Below are 17,531 nucleotides of genomic sequence, written 5' to 3'. Positions count from 1 at the left end.
GCCGGGCTCCTTGAGTGAACTGGGGGGGTGGCGATTTCCAGTTTCTCAAATCCGGTTCGGATGAACCATGCATACAACCTATTGAATCTTCACACCTAGGGCGTGGCGCTGAGACTGGGCAGGATGCCGGTGCGGTCGGCCACCGGCTGCACCGCGCCCAGCGCCGCTTCGCGCGTGGCGTAGGGGCCGATGCGTACGCGGTACAGGTTGTTGGCCTGCTCGACCACCGCCGGCGGAATGCCGCTGGCCGGATCCAGTTGCCCGTTGATGCGGCTGACCAGCGATTCGGCGTTGGCCGGCTGGCTGAAGGCGCCCAGTTGCAGGTAGACGCCGCTGCCCGCGCCCGCGGCCGGGCGCGGCGGCGTCGGCGCGTTCGAGGCGAGCTGGGTCGCGGGGTGCAGCTCGACGGCGGCGGCCGCGCTGGGCGCGGCAACGGGCAGCGGCCCGGTGGCCGAGGCGGGCCCGGGCCGTGGCGCCGCCGCGCCGCCATTCATCGCGAGGATCTCGGCAGGCAGGATGCGCTCGACGGTGACGGGCCCGCTGCCCGGGCCGATGATGCCCAGCTTGTGGGCCGCCACATAGGACAGGTCCATGATGCGGTCGCTGTGGAACGGTCCGCGGTCATTGACCCGCACGATGACCGTGCGCCCGTTGATCTTGCTGGTGACGCGCGCGTAGCTGGGAATCGGCATCGTCGGATGCGCCGCCGTCATGGCGTACATGTCGTACGACTCGCCGTTGGAGGTCGAGTTACCATGGAACTTCTTGCCGTACCAGGAGGCCAGGCCCTGCTGGCGGAACGGGCGTTCGCTGGTGTCGGGCACATAGCGCTTGCCGAACACCACATAGGGCCGGTTCGGGCCGCTGGCCAGCGGTTCGAGGCGCGGCGTCGCGTCGGGCACGTTGTCGAGGTTGGACGGCGGGTTGGCGTCGGGGCCGTCGTCCTTGTAGTAGCCGCCGCGTTTCTTGCCTGGCGTGGAGCAGCCTGCGATGGCCAGCGCCAGCAGCAGTGTCGACAGGAGGGCAAGCGGACGCGAACGGATCATGCGGGGTCGTCGGGCAGTTGGGTGCGGTGGCGCACCAGCAGCGGGTCGTGGTCGGAGAAGCGCCGCGCCAGTTGCTCGACCACGTATACCGAGCGGTGCTGCCCGCCCGTGCAGCCGATGGCGACGGTGAGGTAGTTGCGGGTGTCCTGCGTGTACTGGGGCAGCCAGCGGCGGATGAACGCGGCGATATCGTCGATCATCTGGGTCACGATATCGAAGCCGCCCAGCCAGGTGGCCACCGGTTCGTCGCGGCCGGTCAGGGGGCGCAGGGTGCGGTCGTAGTAGGGGTTGGGCAGGCAGCGCACGTCGAACATCAGGTCCGCGTCGCTGGGCACGCCGCGCTTGTAGGCGAACGATTCGAAAGTCAGCACCAGCGGCGGCCGGTCGGCCTGGATCAGGTCGCGGATCCAGGCGCGCAACTGGCCCGGCGTGAGATCCGAGGTGTCGATGACGTGTTCCTGGTCGCGCAGCGGCGCCATCAGCTCGCGTTCCAGCGCGATGCACTCGGCCAGCGACGGGGTCTTGCCGCCGCGCGCCAGGCGGTCGGTCAGCGGGTGGCGGCGCCGCGACTCGGAATAGCGCTGCACCAGCGTGTCGGTGTTGGCGTCGAGGAAGATCACGCTCAGGCTGGTGCCCATGGCGCGCGAGGCGGTGATGACATCGGGCAGTTCGGCCAGCTCGCCGGGTGAGCGCACGTCGATGGCGACGGCGACCCGTTCCATGGCGTCATCGCGGGCATTGGCGATGAATTCGGCCAGAAAGCGCACCGGCAGGTTGTCGATGCAGGTGAATCCCGCATCTTCGAGCAGGCGCAGGGCGACCGACTTGCCGGAGCCGGAAATGCCGGTAATAAGGACGACTCTCAACATGGCTGTGATTGTGGCATGGAATTCGATCGCCCGTGCGCGCCGGCCGGCATCTGCTATGGTCTCGGCTGCCGGATCTGCGCCTGTCCCGATGGCGGGCAGGCGGGTATCCTGGCAGTCGGCCAAGCGGCCGACGTTCCGGCGGGCCGGGCCCGCGTCAACTTCGACAGTCCGATGTTAGCCTTCAAATCCGATTTGCGTATTGCAATGCGAGCCTGGCGCGCCGCGTGTGGCGTGCTGGCCGCAGCCGCGGGCATGCTGGCGATGTCCCAGGCCGTGGCCCAGGGCGAGGCCGCGCTGCGGCCCGACACCATGGCCGCCCGGGTCGCCGCCTGTACGGCCTGCCATGGCGAACAGGGCCGCGCCGGCCCCGACGGCTACTATCCGCGCCTGGCGGGCAAGCCGCAGGATTATCTGTACCACCAGTTGCTGAATTTTCGCGATGCCCGGCGCCAGTATCCGCCCATGGCGCATCTGCTCAACGGCCTGCCCGATGCGTATCTGCGCGAGATGGCGGTATACTTCGCCGGCCAGGACGTGCCCTATCCGCCGCCGGCGCGCGTCGAAGCCTCGGCCGCCCTGGTCGAGCGCGGCCGCTTGCTGGTGCGCGAGGGCGACCCGGCCCGCGCTATCCCTTCCTGTGCGTCCTGCCATGGCGCATCGCTGGCCGGCGTCGCGCCGGCCATCCCGGGCCTGCTCGGCCTGCCGCGCGATTACCTCGTGGCGCAGATCGGCAGCTGGCAGAACGGCCTGCGGCGCGCCGCCGAGCCCGACTGCATGGCGCAGGTCTCGCTCAAGCTGACGCCCGAGGATATCGGCGCGGTGTCGGCCTGGCTGGCCAGCCGGTGGGACATCCGTACACGCCGCAACCGGCCGGCTCGCTGACGCTGCCGCTGGAGTGCGGCAGCCAGGCGGGGCATTGAGGAGGCGGCCATGAAGATCATCAAGCGCGTCCTCGTCGTCGCCATCCTGGCCCTGCTGGCCGCCGTCGCCACCCTGTATTGGCTGGGCACCCGCGACCACGTGCCCGCCGGCCCGCAAGCCGCGCCGGCCACCGGATCAGCCGACGAGCTGGTCGAGCAAGGGCGCTACCTGGCGCGGGCCGGCAATTGCATGGCCTGCCACACCGCGCGCGGCGGGCAGGCCTACGCGGGCGGCACGCCCATTCCCACGCCGTTCGGCACCTTGTATGGACCGAACATCACGCCCGACGCCGAAACCGGCATCGGCGGCTGGAGCGCCGACGATTTCTGGCAGGTATTGCACAACGGCAAAGGCCCCGGCGGACGGCTGCTGTACCCGGCCTTTCCGTACACCGAATACACCCGCATGACGCGCGCCGACGCCGATGCGCTGTACGCCTTCCTGCGCACGGTCGAGCCGGTGCGCCAGGCCAGTCGCCCGCACGAGCTGGCGTCGCCGTACGACCAGCGCCTGCTGCTGGCGGCGTGGCGGGCGCTGTATTTCGAGCCGGGCGGGCCGCAGGCCGATCCCGGGCAGTCGCTGCAGTGGAATCGCGGGCGCTACCTGACCGAAGGGCTGGGCCACTGCGCGGCCTGCCATACGCCGCGCAACAGCCTGGGGGCCACCCGCGCCGCCGAGGCGCTGGGCGGAGGCATGATCGACGGGCTGGGCTGGTACGCGCCGCCGCTGACCGGCCAGCCGGGCACCGGCCTGGGCGACTGGAGCGCGCAGGACATCGCCGCGCTGCTGACGACCGGCATCGCGCCGCACTCGACCGTGGCCGGCCCCATGGCCGAAGTGGTGCTGGGCAGCACGCAGTATCTCAGCGGCGACGACGCGCTGGCCATCGGCACCTACCTCAAGTCCTTGCCGGCGGCGGCGTCGCCGCCCGCCAGGCGCGGCGCCCCGTCCGCGACGGTGATGGAGCTGGGCGGCAAGCTGTACGGCCAGCATTGCGCGCAGTGCCACCAGGCCGACGGCAAGGGCAGTTTCCCCGCCTGGCCCGCGCTGGCCGGCAACCCCAGCGTCATCGCGGCCGAACCGGCCAACGTGATACGCATGGTGCTCGATGGCGGCTTCGCGCCAGCGACCGCGGCCAACCCGCGCCCGCATGGCATGCCGCCGTTCGCGCAGGCGCTGCCGGACAACGACATCGCCATGCTGGTTTCGTACGTGCGCAACAGCTGGGGCAACCAGGCCGACGCGGTCACGCCGCTGGACGTGAAACGCACGCGGGAGAGCGGAGCGGGGCGGTAGGGCGGGGTTCGGTGTGGGTGCCAGTCCCCGCAAGGGGGACAGGCACCGTGGCGTTACTTGCTGCTTTGCAGGATCGCCATGGCCTGGCGTTCCATGAATTCGCCCAGCGTGTCGATGCCGCGCAGCTTGAGGATGGTATTGCGTACGGCGGCTTCGACCAGGACGGCGAGATTGCGGCCGGCGGCCACTTGCAGCATGACTTTGCGGATCGGCAGGCCGAGCATGTCCTGGGTGATGTCCTGCAGCGGCAGGCGCTCGAACTTGTCCTGCGCGGTGGCCCGCACCAGGTGCACGATCAGCTTCAGGCGCATCTTGCGGCGCACCGAGGTCTCGCCGAAGATGGTGCGGATATCGAGCAGGCCCAGGCCGCGCACTTCCAGCAGGTTCTGCAGCAGTTGCGGGCAATGGCCCTCGATCACGCCGGGGGCGGTGCGCGAGAGTTCGACCGCGTCGTCGGCCACCAGGCCGTGGCCGCGCGAGATCAGTTCCAGCGCCAGTTCGCTCTTGCCTAGGCCCGATTCGCCGGTGATCAGCACGCCCAGGCCCAGCACGTCGAGGAAGACGCCGTGCACGGTCGTGGTGGGCGCCAGTTTCTTGCCCAGGTAGATGCGCAGCAGGTCGATCAGCTGGGCGGCCGCCACGGGCGTGGACAGCAGCGGCACCTGGTGCTGCGCGCATTGGTCGATCAGGTCTTGCGGCGGCGTCAGGCCGTCTGCCAGCAGGATGGCCGGCACGCCGCCGATCAGCAGCTCGTCCATGTGGTGCATGCGGCGGCGCAGGTCGAAGCGCGTGTAGTACGCCAGTTCTTCCTGGCCGAACACCTGGATGCGGGACGGGTGGATCAGGTTCAGGTGGCCTACCAGGTCGGCGGCGGCCATGCCGTCGTCGGGGATGGCCCGGTCGGCGGCGTCATGGCCGGCGATCCAGCTGAAGGGGATTTTGTCGGCGTTGTCGTCGACCAGTTCCTGGACCGTAAGCATGGCAAGTTTCGCGTGGCGTCAGAGTTGGCCGGTGGTCAGCATGCGGTGCACCGCGGCCGGATCGGTTTCGCTGGCCAGCGCTTCGCGCAGCGGCTTGTTGGACATGAGCTGGGCCAGTTCGGCCAGGATGTCCAGGTGCTGCTGCGTGGCGGCTTCGGGAACGAGCAGACAGAGCAGCATGGAAACCGGCTGGCCGTCGGGCGCGTCGAAGGGGATGGGCTGGGCCAGGCGGATGAACGCGGCCAGCGCCTGGTCCAGGCCCTTGACCCGGCCATGCGGCACGGCGACGCCCTGGCCCAGCGCTGTCGAGCCCAGCCGCTCACGCGAGAACAGGCTATCGAACACGACCGAGCGGGCCAATCCGTGATGGTTTTCAAAAAGTAGGCCGGCCTGTTCGAACGCCCGTTTCTTGCTCGTGGCGAGCATGTCGAGCACGACATTGCCGGCGGGTAGGATGCGCGACAAGTGATTCATGCGGGTCATTATATGGTTATATGTCGCAGTGCAAAAAATCGTTGCCTTTCCTGCCCTGCCGGGACTGCGCAAGCATAGTCCGAACCGGGCAATTATGGGAGGGCGGACGCATGCATGCAACGCGGCATGACGAGGACCAATTGAGGGACAGATGGGGGAGTTTGCTTGCCGATGTCCCGCGGAGTACTTCCTGGGACATCGGTCGCGATAACGGATCCGGTGGTCCGGATCACGATGGGGGCAAGCTCACGCTACGAGCGTTCGCAAGGCGCGGGACTACGGTTGCTGCGCGGCCAGCGCAGCGGCTTGTCGCTTTGCGGACTCGGCGGAGTGGCTCTGAACCTTGTCTTTGTGCTTGATGACCTGACGGTCTATTTTGTCGACCAGTAGATCGATGGCTGCATAGAGGTTCTCGTCGACGGCTTCGCAATGGATATCCTTGCCGCGCAGACGCATGGTGATTTCGGCCTTGTGCCGCAGGGGCTCTACCGAAAGCATGACCTGGGTATCGATAACATGATCGAAATGCCGCAGCACTCGCGCCAGCTTGTTCATGACATATTCCCGGATTGCCAGGGTGACGTCGAGGTGACGACCGCAGATGCTCAGGTTCATAGTCTGCTCTCCTTCCGAAAAGAGAAAAAAGGGTGCGCATGAGCGCGGGTAAATGGGGGGCGTCCTCCTGTAGGGCAGGTGGATCCGCGTGCGGGATCCTTGAGTACTAGTGTATAGACTCTATTGGCCAATACAAGTTGCGCTAGCTGTGAACTGTCAATAGGTTGTATTCGTCCAGGTTGAGTCTGGAGATGGGTACAGCGCGCCCGATGCCTTGGTGGGGTCGATGCCAGTTGTAGTGGTGTAGCCAGGATTTCATGGCATCGGCTCGGTGTTGGGAGTTCTGGTAGGTGTGAGCGTAAGCCCACTCACGCAAGGCCGACTGGATGAAGCGTTCGGCCTTGCCATTGGTCTGTGGGCGGTAAGGTCGGGTAAAGCGGTGCTTGATGCCCAGCTCATGGCACAGCGCGGCGAAGGCGCGGCTGCGAAAGGCCGAGCCATTGTCGGTGAGCAAGCGCTGGATGGTCACGCCCAGGCGCTGGTAGTAGGCCACTGCGTCCTTGAGGAACTGGACGGCGCTGGGGAAGCGCTCGTCGGGGTGGATGTCGGTGAAGGCCACGCGGGCGTGGTCATCGATGGCCACGAAGACGAAGTCCCAGCCGGCCCCCTCAACGGTATCGCGTCGGTTGCCCGTGACCCGGTGGCCAGGGCGCTGGATACGTCCCAGCTTCTTGATGTCGATGTGCAGCAGATCGCCGGGGGCCTGATGCTCGTAGCGCACCACCGGCTCGGCCGGCTCCAGGTCGGCCAGGTGCGACAGACCGGCGCGGGCCAGGACGCGGCTGACGGTGCTGGCTGACACGCCCAGCGCCTGGGCGATGCGCGCTTGGGTCAGCCGCTTGCGGCGCAGCTCCACGATAGCCAGCGCCTTGGCCGGCGCAATCGCTCGGGGCGAGACCGTCGGGCGCGAGGACGCATCGGCCAAGCCCGCCTGGCCCTGAGCCAGGAAGCGGCCCAGCCATTTGCGCACAGTCGGCGCGGTGACCCCATAGGCGCGGGCCGCTTCAGGCACACAAACTTGATGGGCGATCAATTGCTGGACCATTTCGAGTCGACGTAGGAAGGTCAATCGGGCATGCTTATGGGTGTTCATCCGGCCGGGCTCCTTGAGTGAACTGGGGGGTTGGCGATTTCCAGTTTCTCAAATCCGGTTCGGATGAACCATGCATACAACCTATTGAATCTTCACAGATAGCCGGCCTCGCCGGCCGGCGCCGCCGATGCCAGGCGTGCGGCGCCCAATGCCGCCGGCAGCGCGGCCATCGCGCCCAGGAAGGCTCTTCGGTTGTATCGCATATTGGTATTCCCCTTGCAGAAGTGATGACTGCCCAAGACCGCCGGTACGTGCGGGCCGTTCAATACAGAATGCTGGGTTGCAGGCGCCGCCCGTCGACCAGGCGCGCGTACGAGAACGCGTCCAGCGACAGGTCGGAGCGCCCCCGCGCGATCCATTGCGCAAGGCAGCGGCCGGCTCCCAGGGAGGAGCTGAACCCATGGCCGCTGAAACCGGTACACAAATACAGGCCCGGCATCCGGGCCACGTCGGAAATGACGGGGATGCCGTCTGGCGTGTTGTCGATGACGCCGCCCCAGGCCTGGTCGATCAGGTCGGGCCCCATGCCGGGAAACACGGCCCCTGCGTCCTCGTAGGCGCTGCGCACCAGGGCCATGTCCGGCCCGGGATCCAGCACCCGATGGCGGGCATAGGGAGGCCTGTCGAGGTGGAAGTAGCGAAACTCGTCCCAGCACTGCGCGAAGAACTGCCTGCCGATCGACAATCTGACGTTGGCCTTGCGGGCGCGGTAGAGCGAGCGGAATTTCATGCCGTAGCGCAACAGGTCGGGCACGACGTGCATGGTGCCCCGGCCGCTCTTGGCCAGCGTCAGCCCGCCATCCTCGCGGTGGCGGAACGAGAAATGCGTCGCTCTTGCCGGCGCCGCCCCGCCGGTGTCGAACTGCCTGCTGCGCGAGGCCGAGGAATGCACCTGCAGGATCGGCAAGGGCAGCTTGTGCTTGCGGCAGAACAGCGACGACCAGACGCCGCCGGCCACCACCACCTGGCTGGCGCGCACCAGGCCGCACTCGGTCTGCACACCGGCCACGCGGCCGCCCTCGACCAGCAGTTCATTGACCGCGCATTGCTGGATGACCTGCGCACCGTTGTCCATGGCGTGGCGCGCCAGCAGCGGAATCGCGCGCGCCGGTTCCGCATAGCCATCGCGCTCGGTACGGATGCCGCCTATCCAGGGCGTCTTGCCCCAGGCGTGGGTGGCGTTGGCCTCGCGCGCCGACAGCATCCGGGCCGGCACGCCGCGCGCGGCGGCGGCCTGCTGCCAGCGCTCCCAGGTCCGCAGCTCGGACGGATCGTCGGTCACGAACACCACGCCGGTCTCGCGAAAGCCCGCATCCACGCCGGTATCGGCCTGCACGCTGCGCCACAGGTCGACGCTCAGCCTGGCCAGCTCCAGCTCGCGGATATCGCGCCCCAGCGTGCGGCACCACCCCCAATTGCGGCTGCTCTGCTCGGCGGCCACCCAGCCCTTCTCGATGACCGCGACCCGCACGCCGAGCCGCGTCAGTTCGTGCGCGGTCGCGACCCCGGCCGCGCCCGCGCCGATGATGGCCACATCCACCTCGGCTGGCGGCGTGTGGGGCGTGTCGATGCGCAGCAATGCCTGTTTCAGTTGTTGCATGACGGTATGTATCGGTAGCGTTGCGATCGGCGCCTCAGGCGCTGGCGGCCTGCAACTGCGGACAGGCCTTGAGCAGTTGCGCGAAAATCTCGTCGACGATTTCCGGCCGTGTGTCCGCAACGTTGCCGCCCAGGCGCTGCTCCAGCGCATCGAAGATCTTGATCTTCAGGAAGTGGCGCCAGATCGGCGCCACGCCGGCAAGGTGATGGGTCATGCGTTCGTAGCGGGCCAGCGTCCAGACCGCCTCGAAGGCGTCGCGGCCGGCGCCGTGGTCATAGTGCGCGACGGCCGGATCGCGCCCAGCCAGTTCGGCGCGCAACCGCGCCGTGGCATCCCGGCTGACCTCGCCGCCCTCGATGACCACGCCATACTGCCCGCGGGCGTTCTCGACCGACACGTAGCCGCAGCGCACGTCGTGCAGCACCCTGGCCGGATCGCGCTCCCAGGGCGAGCCGTAGCCCCCGCCGCCGCAGCCCTCCAGACGGATCACATCGCCCGGCTGGCAGTGGATGAAATCGTGCACGCCCAGGTCCTCCTCGTGCGCGGTGCCGGGGTTGCGCAGGAAGCGCGACACGGTGCCGGCCTTGCCGCCCAGCACGCTCCAGGACGCGAAACGGGACCGGTCGCGGTTGCGCGCGGTGACCGCCGAATTGGGCGTGTACACCTGGAACTCCATGCATGTGCCCAGGCCGCCGCGGTAGCGTCCCGGGCCGCCGCTGTCGGGCACCATGCCGTAGCGGGTGATGCGGATGGGAACTTCGGTTTCGTTGATCTCGACCGGCGTATTGCGCAGGAACGCCACGATGGCCCCGGACGCGTCGGCGCCGTCACTGTACGGATCGCCGCCCGCGCCGCCGCCCACCGGCTCGATGGCGGCGATGATGGTCTTGCCGTCGCGGTCGGTCGTCTTCACGTTGACGATGCTCATCCCGCCGGCGGGCGAGGCGGGCAGGCGGTCCGGCACCACTTGCGAGAACACCCCCATGGTGGCGTACTGCACCACCTTGCAGGTCAGGCTGCGCATGCCCACCGCCGCCGGCGCCAGCGGATTGACCACCGAGCCCTCCGGCAGGATGCAGCGCGCCACGCGCAGCATGCCGGCATTGAGCAGGATCTCCGGGTTGAGCGAATACAGCACGTAGTTCAGGCCGACCAGGGCCAGCACGTGGCGCTCCTTGCCGCCGGTGGGCATGTTCAGCGACGAGGTCAGCTGCGGATCGCTGCCGGTGAAGTCGAACTCCAGCTCGTCGCCGCGGATGCGCAGGGTGATCGCCACGCGCAGCGGCTTGCCGTTGAGCGAATCCTCGTCGGCGTACTCGGCGAAGAAATATTCGCCGTCAGGCATGGCACGCACAATGGCGCGCGCCTGCTGCTCCGAATAATCGAGCATCGCCGCCATGCCTTCCTTGAAAGCCTGCAGTCCGAAGCGCTCGATGATCTCGACGATGCGGCGCTCGCCGGTCATGAGCATGGCCGTCTGCGCCTGCAGGTCGCCCCGGTTCTGGTCGGGCGAGCGCACGTTGAGCTCCATCAGGCGCATCAGTTCCTCGTTGAGCACGCCGCGGCGCACGATCTTGGTGGGCGGGAAGCGTATCCCTTCCTGGTGCACCTCGGTCAGGGTGCGCGACAGGGACGCCGGCACCGCTCCGCCCATGTCGGTGTTGTGGATATGGCCGCCCACGAAGCACACCATCTCGCCCTGGTAATACACCGGCTTCCACATCATGATGTCGGGCGTATGCGTGGCCACATAGCCGCTGTACGCGTCGTTGGTCATGCAGATGTCGCCCGGCTCGTAGCCGTCGATCATGTCGATGGCGCCGCTGAAATCCAGGCCCGGGTACCAGGTCGCGCCCAACGTCTTGGGCGAGGCGAACGTCTGTCCCCGCGGCGTCATGATGGTGCAGGAGAAGTCCTCGGTTTCCTTCACGAACGCGGAGTGCGCGGTGCGCATGAGCGTATGCGCCATGCTTTCCGCGGCGGCCACGCAGTAGTTCGCGAAGATCTGCAGTACGGTTTTGTCGAAGTTCATGTGATGCCCTGTCCAGGTCAGTTCAGCGCGAGCGCGGTGAGTTCCAGGTTGCCGTAGGTATCGACGCGCGCGTCGAAGCCGGGCAGCACGCAGGTGGTGCAATCGTCCTGGGCCACGATGGCGGGACCGCTGAAGGCCTGGCCGGCCAGCAGCTTCTCGCACCGGTACAGCGGCACGTCGCGGTACTGGCCCTCCAGCCAGATGCGCAGGGTGGATTCGCGCGGCGGCACGCCGGCGCCCTGGGCGATATGGTTGAGCTCGGGCTTGGGCGTCCTGGACGTAATGACCAGCCGCATCGCCACGACCTGCACGCCCGCGCTGGCGTCGCCGTGCCCGTACAGCCGTTCGTGCTCCTTGTGAAAGGCCTGGCTCAGGCTGTCGATGGCGCCCGCCTCCAGCCATGCCCGCTCGACCGGGGTATCGATCTCGAACGACTGGCCGCGATAACGCATGTCGGCGGAAATATCGATCTCGGCGTCCGCGTCGGTGCCGACCTCGGCCACCAGCCACGCGCGTGCCTGCGCCTCCAGCTCGCTGGCCGCCTGGGCCAGCGAGCCCACGGTGGCGGCATTGAGGTCGCAGTACGTGGTGCGCACGAAATCGTTCTTCACATCCGCGATCAGCCCGCCCAGCGCGCTCAGCACGCCCGGCGTGGTGGGTACCAGCAGTTTCTGCACCTTCAGGGCCTTGGCCAGGTAGCAGGCCAGCATCGGGCCGGCGCCGCCGAACGGCATCAGGCTGAACACGCGCGGATCGATGCCGAAGCGCGAAATCACCCGGCTCACGCCCGCGTACATGCTGGACACCGACACGTTGACGATGGCCTCGGCGGTCCGCAGCACGTCGGTGCCCAGTTTTTCGGCCAGCGGCTCGATCGGCCGGCGCGCCGCCTCGACGTCGACCTGGACCGCGTTGTAGCCCAGTTGCTGCGAGCCGATCACGCCCATGACCGCGAACGCGTCGGTAATGGTGGGTTGGGTGCCGCCCTTGCCGTAGCACACCGGCCCGGGCGTGGAACCCGCGCTCTGGTGCCCCACCTTCAGCACGCCCAGTTCGTCCACCCAGGCGATCGACCCGCCGCCGTCGCCCACCGACGACACCGATACCGAGGGAATATGGATCTGGAAGTCGCCGATGTACTCGCCCGTGGCGAACTGCGGCTTGCCGTCGACGATCAGGGCGATATCGGCAGTCGTGCCGCCGATATCCAGGCTCATGCAGTTCGGGATATGGCACAGATCGGCGATGTAGGCCGCGCCGATCACCCCCGAGGCGGTGCCCGACAGGATCATCTGTACGCAATTGGCCTTGCCATGCTCGGCGCTCATCACGCCGCCGTTGGACTTGGTGACCTTGAGGTCCACCGGCACCCCGCTCTCGCGCAGCGCGCCCTGCAGGCTTTCCAGGTAATGCGAGACGCGCGGCTGCACATAGCCGCCGATGGTGGCGGTCAGCGTACGTTCGTATTCGCGGATGATCGGCCAGACCTCATGCGAGCAGGACACGAACATTCCCGGCAGCGCGCGCTGCAGGATCGCCTTGACCTGCCGTTCATGGGCCGGGTTGCGGTAGGCATGCAGCAGCGAGACGACCACGCCTTCGCAGCCGGCCTCGCGCAGCGCCTCGGCCGCCGCCAGCACGCTGGCCTCGTCCACCGGCGCGACCACGCTGCCATCGGCGCCCAGCCGTTCGTCCACGCCGAACACCCGGTCGCGCGAAATCAGCGGCGCCGGCCGCTTGGACATGAGGTGGTACATGTCGGGAATCTTCAGCCGGCCGATGTCCAGCACGTCCTCGAAGTTGCGCGTGGTGATCAGCGCCAGCTTCAAGCCGCGGCGCTGCACCACGGCGTTGACCCCCACCGTCGTGCCGTGCGTGAAGTACGACACCTGGGCCGGATCCAGGCCATGCCGCGCCTTCAGCTGCTCGATGCCAGCCAGGACCTCGCTGCCCGGCGCGTCCGGGCGGGAGAAGACTTTCAGGGTTTGAATTGTTCGCGTGGATTCATCCAGCACGGCAAAGTCCGCGAAGGACCCGCCGATGTCCACTCCGATCCGAAGGCTCATTGGGGCACGTTCCTTAAAGTCGGGAGGCCCGGTGGCGGCCTCCCTGATGTCGATGCGGCCATGTTATGGACTCGCACCCCATATGACTAATTGGATTATCATCATGGTCCATGCAAAATTGATATGACCCATGCTGAACTTTCGCCAGGTCGAGACTTTCCGGGCAGTCATGCTGACGCGCTCCATGACACAGGCGGCCAAGGACCTGCATACCACGCAGCCCAACGTCAGCCGGGTCATCGCCCAGCTGGAGGCGCGCATCGGGTTGCGCCTGTTCGAGCGCGTGGCCGGCAAGCTGGTGCCCACGCGCGAAGGCGAGGTGTTCTTTCGCGACGTCGAGATGACGTTCGCGGGCCTGCGCAGCCTGGAAAGCTCCGCCGCCACCCTGCGCAGGCGCGGCACCGGCCACCTGCACATCTCGGCCGTGCCCTCGCCCGCCCTGGTCACGGTACCCGAGGCCATGCAGCTGTTCGCCGAGCGCTTCCCCGACGTCACGGTGTCCATGCACGTGGCCGACTCGATCACGGTCTGCCAATGGACCGCCGCGGGCTATAGCGACATCGGCGTGGCCTCGGACATATTCAGCAGCCCCGGCATCGGCCACCACGTGGCCAGCGAAGCGCTGGGCGTATGCATCGTCCCGGCCGGCCACCGGCTGGCCGGGATGCCGCGCGCCCTCGCGCCGGCGGACCTGGCCGGCGAGCGCTTTCTATCGCTTTCGCCCAACGACGCCATGCGCAAGGAAATCGACAAGGTCTTCGCCGCCGCCATCTGCCACATGGTCGGCCTGGGACTGGGCGTGAGCATCGCCAACCCGGACGTGGCCGACGGCTTTCGCTCGCTGGACATCGCCATCAAGCCGTTCGCGCCGGACATCCGCTTCTCGACGTACCTGGTGTATCCGTCCAGCAGCCCGCTGAGCCTGCTGGCCCAGACCTTCTGCGAATGCTATGAAATCAGCGCCGGCCGCAAGCGGGCGCGGCGCCAGGCGGGCTGAGCCCGCCGCGCCGAAGACGCGGCGCGAACGCAAAAAAGCCGACACCACGTTTGCGGTATCGGCTTTCGCTATGCGCCCCTTCGCTGTACGGCTTGTGGGCTGGCAACGCACATGGCGCCACCCGGGAAATTCGACCAACGGAAGTTGGTCGGGGCGAGAGGATTCGAACCTCCGACTCCTGCGTCCCGAACGCAGTACTCTACCAGGCTGAGCTACGCCCCGATTCTTGCTGTCTTGCTTTTTTTCTTCCCCGGCGCCTGGATTTCGATCAACGATCTCTATTCACCGCGAAAGCGCAGAATTCTAGCAGAGATTTTTGATAAAGGGAAACCGGGAAGGCCGACAGCGCCTGTCGGGCAAGTTCGGCCTCGTTTTCGGCGGCCTGGCGCGCATGCGCCAGGGCGTCGGTGGCCTGGATGGCCTGGGCCACCGCGGCGAAGTCGGCCTGGCCGGTCTTGATCGCCTCGCGGATCAGCTCGCGCTGCTCGGGCGTGCCCGTCTCCATGACGCGGATCAGGGGCAGCGTGGGCTTGCCCTCGCGCAGGTCGTCGCCCACGTTCTTGCCCAAGGCGTGGGCATCGCCGCTGTAGTCCAGCACGTCGTCGACCAGCTGGAAGGCGGTGCCGACGTGGCGCCCATAGGCGGCCGCGGCGGTCTCCTGCTCGGGGCTGGCGCCAGCCAGCACCGCGCCGACCTGGGCTGCGGCCTCGAACAGCTTGGCGGTCTTGTAGCGCACCACCTGCAGGTAGCGCTCCTGCGACACATCGGGGTCGTGCACGTTGAGCAGCTGCAGCACCTCGCCTTCGGCGATCACCGTGGTGGCCTGCGACAGGATCTGCATGATGCGCATCGAGTCGGCCTCGACCATCATCTCGAACGAACGCGAATACAGGTAATCGCCCACCAGCACGCTGGCGGCGTTGCCGAACACGGCGTTGGCCGTGTCGCGGCCACGGCGCAGGTCCGACTCGTCGACCACGTCGTCATGCAGCAGCGTGGCGGTGTGGATGAACTCGACGACCGCGGCCAGCAACTGGTGGTGCGTGCCCTGGTAGCCGAGCGCGCGCGCCACCATCAGCACCATGGCGGGCCGCATGCGCTTGCCGCCGGCGCCGATGATGTAGTCGCCGATGGTGCGGATCAGCACGACATCGGAATTCAGCCGGTCGCGGATGACCGCGTCGACAGCCTTCATGTCGTCGGCAATAGGGGCAATCAACTCAGGGAGATTCAAGGCGTATCCGACAGGTAAGGGAGCCGGCCGGCGGCTCGCACACTCATACCCGGCGCACGCAGCGCCGGCACACGTCGGCCGAATTATACGGTCTGCCCAGGACCCGCCGGACCGCTACAGGCCACGGCGGCGCAGATTGGCATAGAGCGCCCGCACGCCGAACGTCCAGGGCGCGATGGCGGTGGCCAGGCCTACGCGATTGACCAGCGCCCCCAGCCGCGGCGAGGCAATGCGTACCAGGTCGCCCGGGCGGTGCGTGAAACCGCGGCCGGCGGCGGCGCGGTCCTGGGTGGGCGAAAACATGGTGCCAAGGAAAAGCATAAACCCATCCGGATACTGATGATGGCCGCCGCAGGTCTGGCGCACCAGTTCGAGCGGGTCGCGGCTGATCTCGCGCATGTGGCTCGTGGCGTCCAGCACGAAACCGTCCTCCTGCCCCTCGATGCGCAGCCGCACGTCGGCGCGGCGCACATCGCCCAGTCCGTAGCTGGCGTCGAACAGGCGCACGAACGGCCCCATGGCACACGAGCCGTTGTTGTCCTTGGCCCGGTTCTGCAGCAGCGCGCTGCGCGCCTCGACATCGTGCAGGTTGACGTCGTTGCCCAGGGTCGCGCCCACCGCCTGGCCGCGCGCGTCCACCGCCAGCACGATCTCCGGCTCCGGGTTGTTCCACTCGGACTCCGGCAACAGCCCGATCCAGGACCCATATCCCACCGAGGCCATGGGCGGCGCCTTGGAAAACACCTCGGCATCGGGGCCGAGTCCCACTTCGAGATATGGCGACCACATTCCCCGCGCCCACAGGACGGCCTTCAGGCGCGCCGCCTCGGGCGAACCCGGCCGCAACTGCGACAGGTCGGTGCCGATCAGCCCGGCGATGCGCTCGCGCACCGCCGCGGCGCGACCGGCGTCGCCGCCGGCCTGTTCCGCGCCTATCCGCTCGACCAGGCTGGCCGCGAAGGTCGCGCCGGCGGCCTTGACCGGCTGCAGGTCGCACGGGGCCAGCATCGCCCCGGCGGCGCGGCCGGCCAGCCAATCGGCCGCCGGCCCCAGGCATTCGCCGGCGGCATTGCGCGCCAGCGCAACGCGGTCGCCGCGATCGAGCAGGTCGGCCAGCGTCGGCGTCACCGCGGTCAGGTCGTACAGCCGCCCGCCCCGCACCGCCACCACGCATGGCCCGTCGACGGGCGCCGGCTGCCACACGCGGCCAACCAGCAAGGCGCGCTCCAGGTCTTCGGGCAAGTCGTCATGAGGTACCGCCATGGCCAGCAATCTCCAAGAGGACGCCGGGGCATCGCCGGGCCGTTGCAAACGGCAGGGCCGCCAGGAAGAATCGCGCGAGTCTAGGGCCGCACCCGGCGCCGCGCAAGACCGCGCCCGCGGCGATTGGACGCCGCGCCTGTGGCCCGCACGCCACAGCGCGCGGGCCGCCGCAGCCCTCTCCCGCCGCCCTAAGCCCTTAGCCCAGCACGGCTTTTTGACTTTTCCACAGGCGCGGACTAGAATCGTCGATTCGGTCTTTGGCCGAATTGCGCCTGGATTGCCCGCACCGCACGGTGCCTGGATGGGCATTACTGGGAAACACGCGGGTGCGCCGGCCAAGCCTTGCGCACCTTGCGAGAGCCAGTGTTGCACCGCAGGCCATGCAAATGCCTGCAATCCACATTTCAATTTAAGGATATATCCCATGTACGCGGTCATAAAAACCGGCGGCAAGCAGTATCGCGTTGCCACCGGCGAAAAACTCAAGGTAGAACAGATACCTGCTGACATTGGGCAAGAAATCACCCTGGACCAAGTGCTGTCCGTGGGCGAAGGCGACCAGCTGAAAGTTGGCACGCCGCTCGTCTCCGGCGCCGTGGTCAAGGCGACGGTTCTTGCACATGGCCGGCACGACAAGATCAAGATCTTCAAGATGCGCCGTCGCAAGCACTACCAGAAGCACCAAGGCCACCGTCAGAACTACACCGAGATCCGCATCGAAGCCATCACGGCTTGATACGGCCCGGTACCTAATTAGCAGGAGCTAAACATGGCACAGAAAAAGGGCGGCGGTTCTACCCGGAACGGCCGCGACTCGGAATCGAAACGACTGGGCGTCAAGGTGTATGGCGGCCAAAGCATCCTGGCTGGCTCGATCATCGTGCGCCAGCGTGGCACCCGCTTTCACCCCGGCGTGAACGTCGGCGTGGGCAAGGACCACACCCTGTTTGCCCTGGCCAACGGCAAGGTGCACTTCAGCGTCAAGGGCGCCCTGAACAAACCCACCGTCTCGGTGGTCGCCGCCGAGTAATCGGCTGCGCGTTCC

Annotated in this window: 15 protein-coding genes, 1 tRNA gene and 1 pseudogene; 5 read left to right on the top strand and 12 right to left on the bottom strand. The window is 67.6% G+C overall.

Annotated features, from left to right (window positions below):
* Window positions 1-95: 95 nt before the first annotated feature.
* Together BN118_RS16850 and rapZ are read right to left on the bottom strand one after the other, a co-directional pair.
* A complete protein-coding gene (locus BN118_RS16850) occupies window positions 96-1,046 on the bottom strand; it encodes a septal ring lytic transglycosylase RlpA family protein (protein ID WP_010929963.1) in 951 nt (316 codons plus the stop codon).
* Entirely contained in the window at window positions 1,043-1,915 is an 873-nt protein-coding gene (gene rapZ / locus BN118_RS16845; RefSeq protein ID WP_003815183.1) for an RNase adapter RapZ, read from the bottom strand. Before rapZ ends, BN118_RS16850 begins: the two co-directional genes overlap by 4 nt.
* Window positions 1,916-2,086: 171 nt before the next feature.
* Here rapZ and BN118_RS16840 point away from each other — a divergent pair.
* A pseudogene (locus BN118_RS16840) lies at window positions 2,087-2,835 on the top strand (c-type cytochrome).
* A gap of 10 nt (window positions 2,836-2,845) precedes the next feature.
* The gene (locus tag BN118_RS16835) at window positions 2,846-4,132 is read left to right on the top strand and encodes a cytochrome c (RefSeq protein ID WP_014906048.1); all 1,287 of its coding nucleotides are present in this window, start codon (window positions 2,846-2,848) and stop codon (window positions 4,130-4,132) included.
* A gap of 53 nt (window positions 4,133-4,185) precedes the next feature.
* On the opposite strand, the gene hprK is transcribed toward BN118_RS16835, so the two are convergent.
* The 7 genes from hprK to BN118_RS16800 all read right to left on the bottom strand — a co-directional run bounded on the left by hprK (window position 4,186) and on the right by BN118_RS16800 (window position 12,992).
* A complete protein-coding gene (hprK, locus tag BN118_RS16830) occupies window positions 4,186-5,112 on the bottom strand; it encodes an HPr(Ser) kinase/phosphatase (RefSeq protein WP_003815180.1) in 927 nt (308 codons plus the stop codon).
* 18 nt (window positions 5,113-5,130) lie between these two features.
* On the bottom strand, window positions 5,131-5,586 hold the full coding sequence (locus BN118_RS16825) for a PTS sugar transporter subunit IIA (protein ID WP_010929966.1): 456 nt from the start codon (window positions 5,584-5,586) through the stop codon (window positions 5,131-5,133).
* 276 nt (window positions 5,587-5,862) lie between these two features.
* Window positions 5,863-6,201, bottom strand: a complete 339-nt coding sequence (hpf, locus tag BN118_RS16820; RefSeq protein WP_014906047.1) for a ribosome hibernation-promoting factor, HPF/YfiA family — start codon at window positions 6,199-6,201, stop codon at window positions 5,863-5,865.
* A gap of 142 nt (window positions 6,202-6,343) precedes the next feature.
* A complete protein-coding gene (locus BN118_RS16815) occupies window positions 6,344-7,294 on the bottom strand; it encodes an IS481-like element IS481 family transposase (protein ID WP_005012067.1) in 951 nt (316 codons plus the stop codon).
* Window positions 7,295-7,556: 262 nt separating this feature from the next.
* Complete coding sequence (locus tag BN118_RS16810; protein ID WP_014906046.1) at window positions 7,557-8,894, bottom strand: NAD(P)/FAD-dependent oxidoreductase; 1,338 nt, start codon at window positions 8,892-8,894, stop codon at window positions 7,557-7,559.
* A 34-nt stretch (window positions 8,895-8,928) separates the two neighbouring features.
* A complete protein-coding gene (locus BN118_RS16805; RefSeq protein ID WP_014906045.1) occupies window positions 8,929-10,926 on the bottom strand; it encodes a hydantoinase B/oxoprolinase family protein in 1,998 nt (665 codons plus the stop codon).
* A 17-nt stretch (window positions 10,927-10,943) separates the two neighbouring features.
* Window positions 10,944-12,992 carry a hydantoinase/oxoprolinase family protein gene (locus BN118_RS16800; RefSeq protein WP_014906044.1) on the bottom strand — a complete coding sequence of 683 codons (2,049 nt, stop codon included), beginning with the start codon at window positions 12,990-12,992 and terminating at the stop codon, window positions 10,944-10,946.
* A 130-nt stretch (window positions 12,993-13,122) separates the two neighbouring features.
* Between BN118_RS16800 and BN118_RS16795 the strand changes: the two genes are divergently transcribed.
* Window positions 13,123-13,989, top strand: a complete 867-nt coding sequence (locus BN118_RS16795; RefSeq protein WP_014906043.1) for a LysR substrate-binding domain-containing protein — start codon at window positions 13,123-13,125, stop codon at window positions 13,987-13,989.
* 145 nt (window positions 13,990-14,134) lie between these two features.
* Here the strand turns inward: BN118_RS16795 and BN118_RS16790 are convergent.
* The 3 genes from BN118_RS16790 to BN118_RS16780 all read right to left on the bottom strand — a co-directional run bounded on the left by BN118_RS16790 (window position 14,135) and on the right by BN118_RS16780 (window position 16,486).
* Window positions 14,135-14,211, bottom strand: a tRNA-Pro gene (locus BN118_RS16790).
* Between the two features lie 46 nt (window positions 14,212-14,257).
* Window positions 14,258-15,223: an octaprenyl diphosphate synthase gene (gene ispB / locus BN118_RS16785; RefSeq protein ID WP_003807467.1), complete on the bottom strand. Its 966-nt coding sequence runs from the start codon at window positions 15,221-15,223 to the stop codon at window positions 14,258-14,260.
* Window positions 15,224-15,337: 114 nt separating this feature from the next.
* The gene (locus BN118_RS16780) at window positions 15,338-16,486 is read right to left on the bottom strand and encodes a fumarylacetoacetate hydrolase family protein (protein WP_010929987.1); all 1,149 of its coding nucleotides are present in this window, start codon (window positions 16,484-16,486) and stop codon (window positions 15,338-15,340) included.
* Between the two features lie 424 nt (window positions 16,487-16,910).
* Here BN118_RS16780 and rplU point away from each other — a divergent pair, with 424 nt between their 5' ends.
* The gene (gene rplU / locus BN118_RS16775) at window positions 16,911-17,222 is read left to right on the top strand and encodes a 50S ribosomal protein L21 (RefSeq protein WP_003807462.1); all 312 of its coding nucleotides are present in this window, start codon (window positions 16,911-16,913) and stop codon (window positions 17,220-17,222) included.
* A gap of 33 nt (window positions 17,223-17,255) precedes the next feature.
* On the top strand, window positions 17,256-17,516 hold the full coding sequence (rpmA, locus tag BN118_RS16770; RefSeq protein WP_003807460.1) for a 50S ribosomal protein L27: 261 nt from the start codon (window positions 17,256-17,258) through the stop codon (window positions 17,514-17,516).
* The last annotated feature ends 15 nt before the right edge of the window (window positions 17,517-17,531 follow it).

The sequence above is a fragment of the Bordetella pertussis 18323 genome, assembly GCF_000306945.1.
In the GTDB taxonomy this organism is placed as follows: Bacteria; Pseudomonadota; Gammaproteobacteria; order Burkholderiales; family Burkholderiaceae_B; genus Bordetella; species Bordetella pertussis.
The sequence above is the reverse complement of the archived record's forward strand: the minus strand, read 5'-3'. Positions and strand labels throughout refer to the sequence as shown.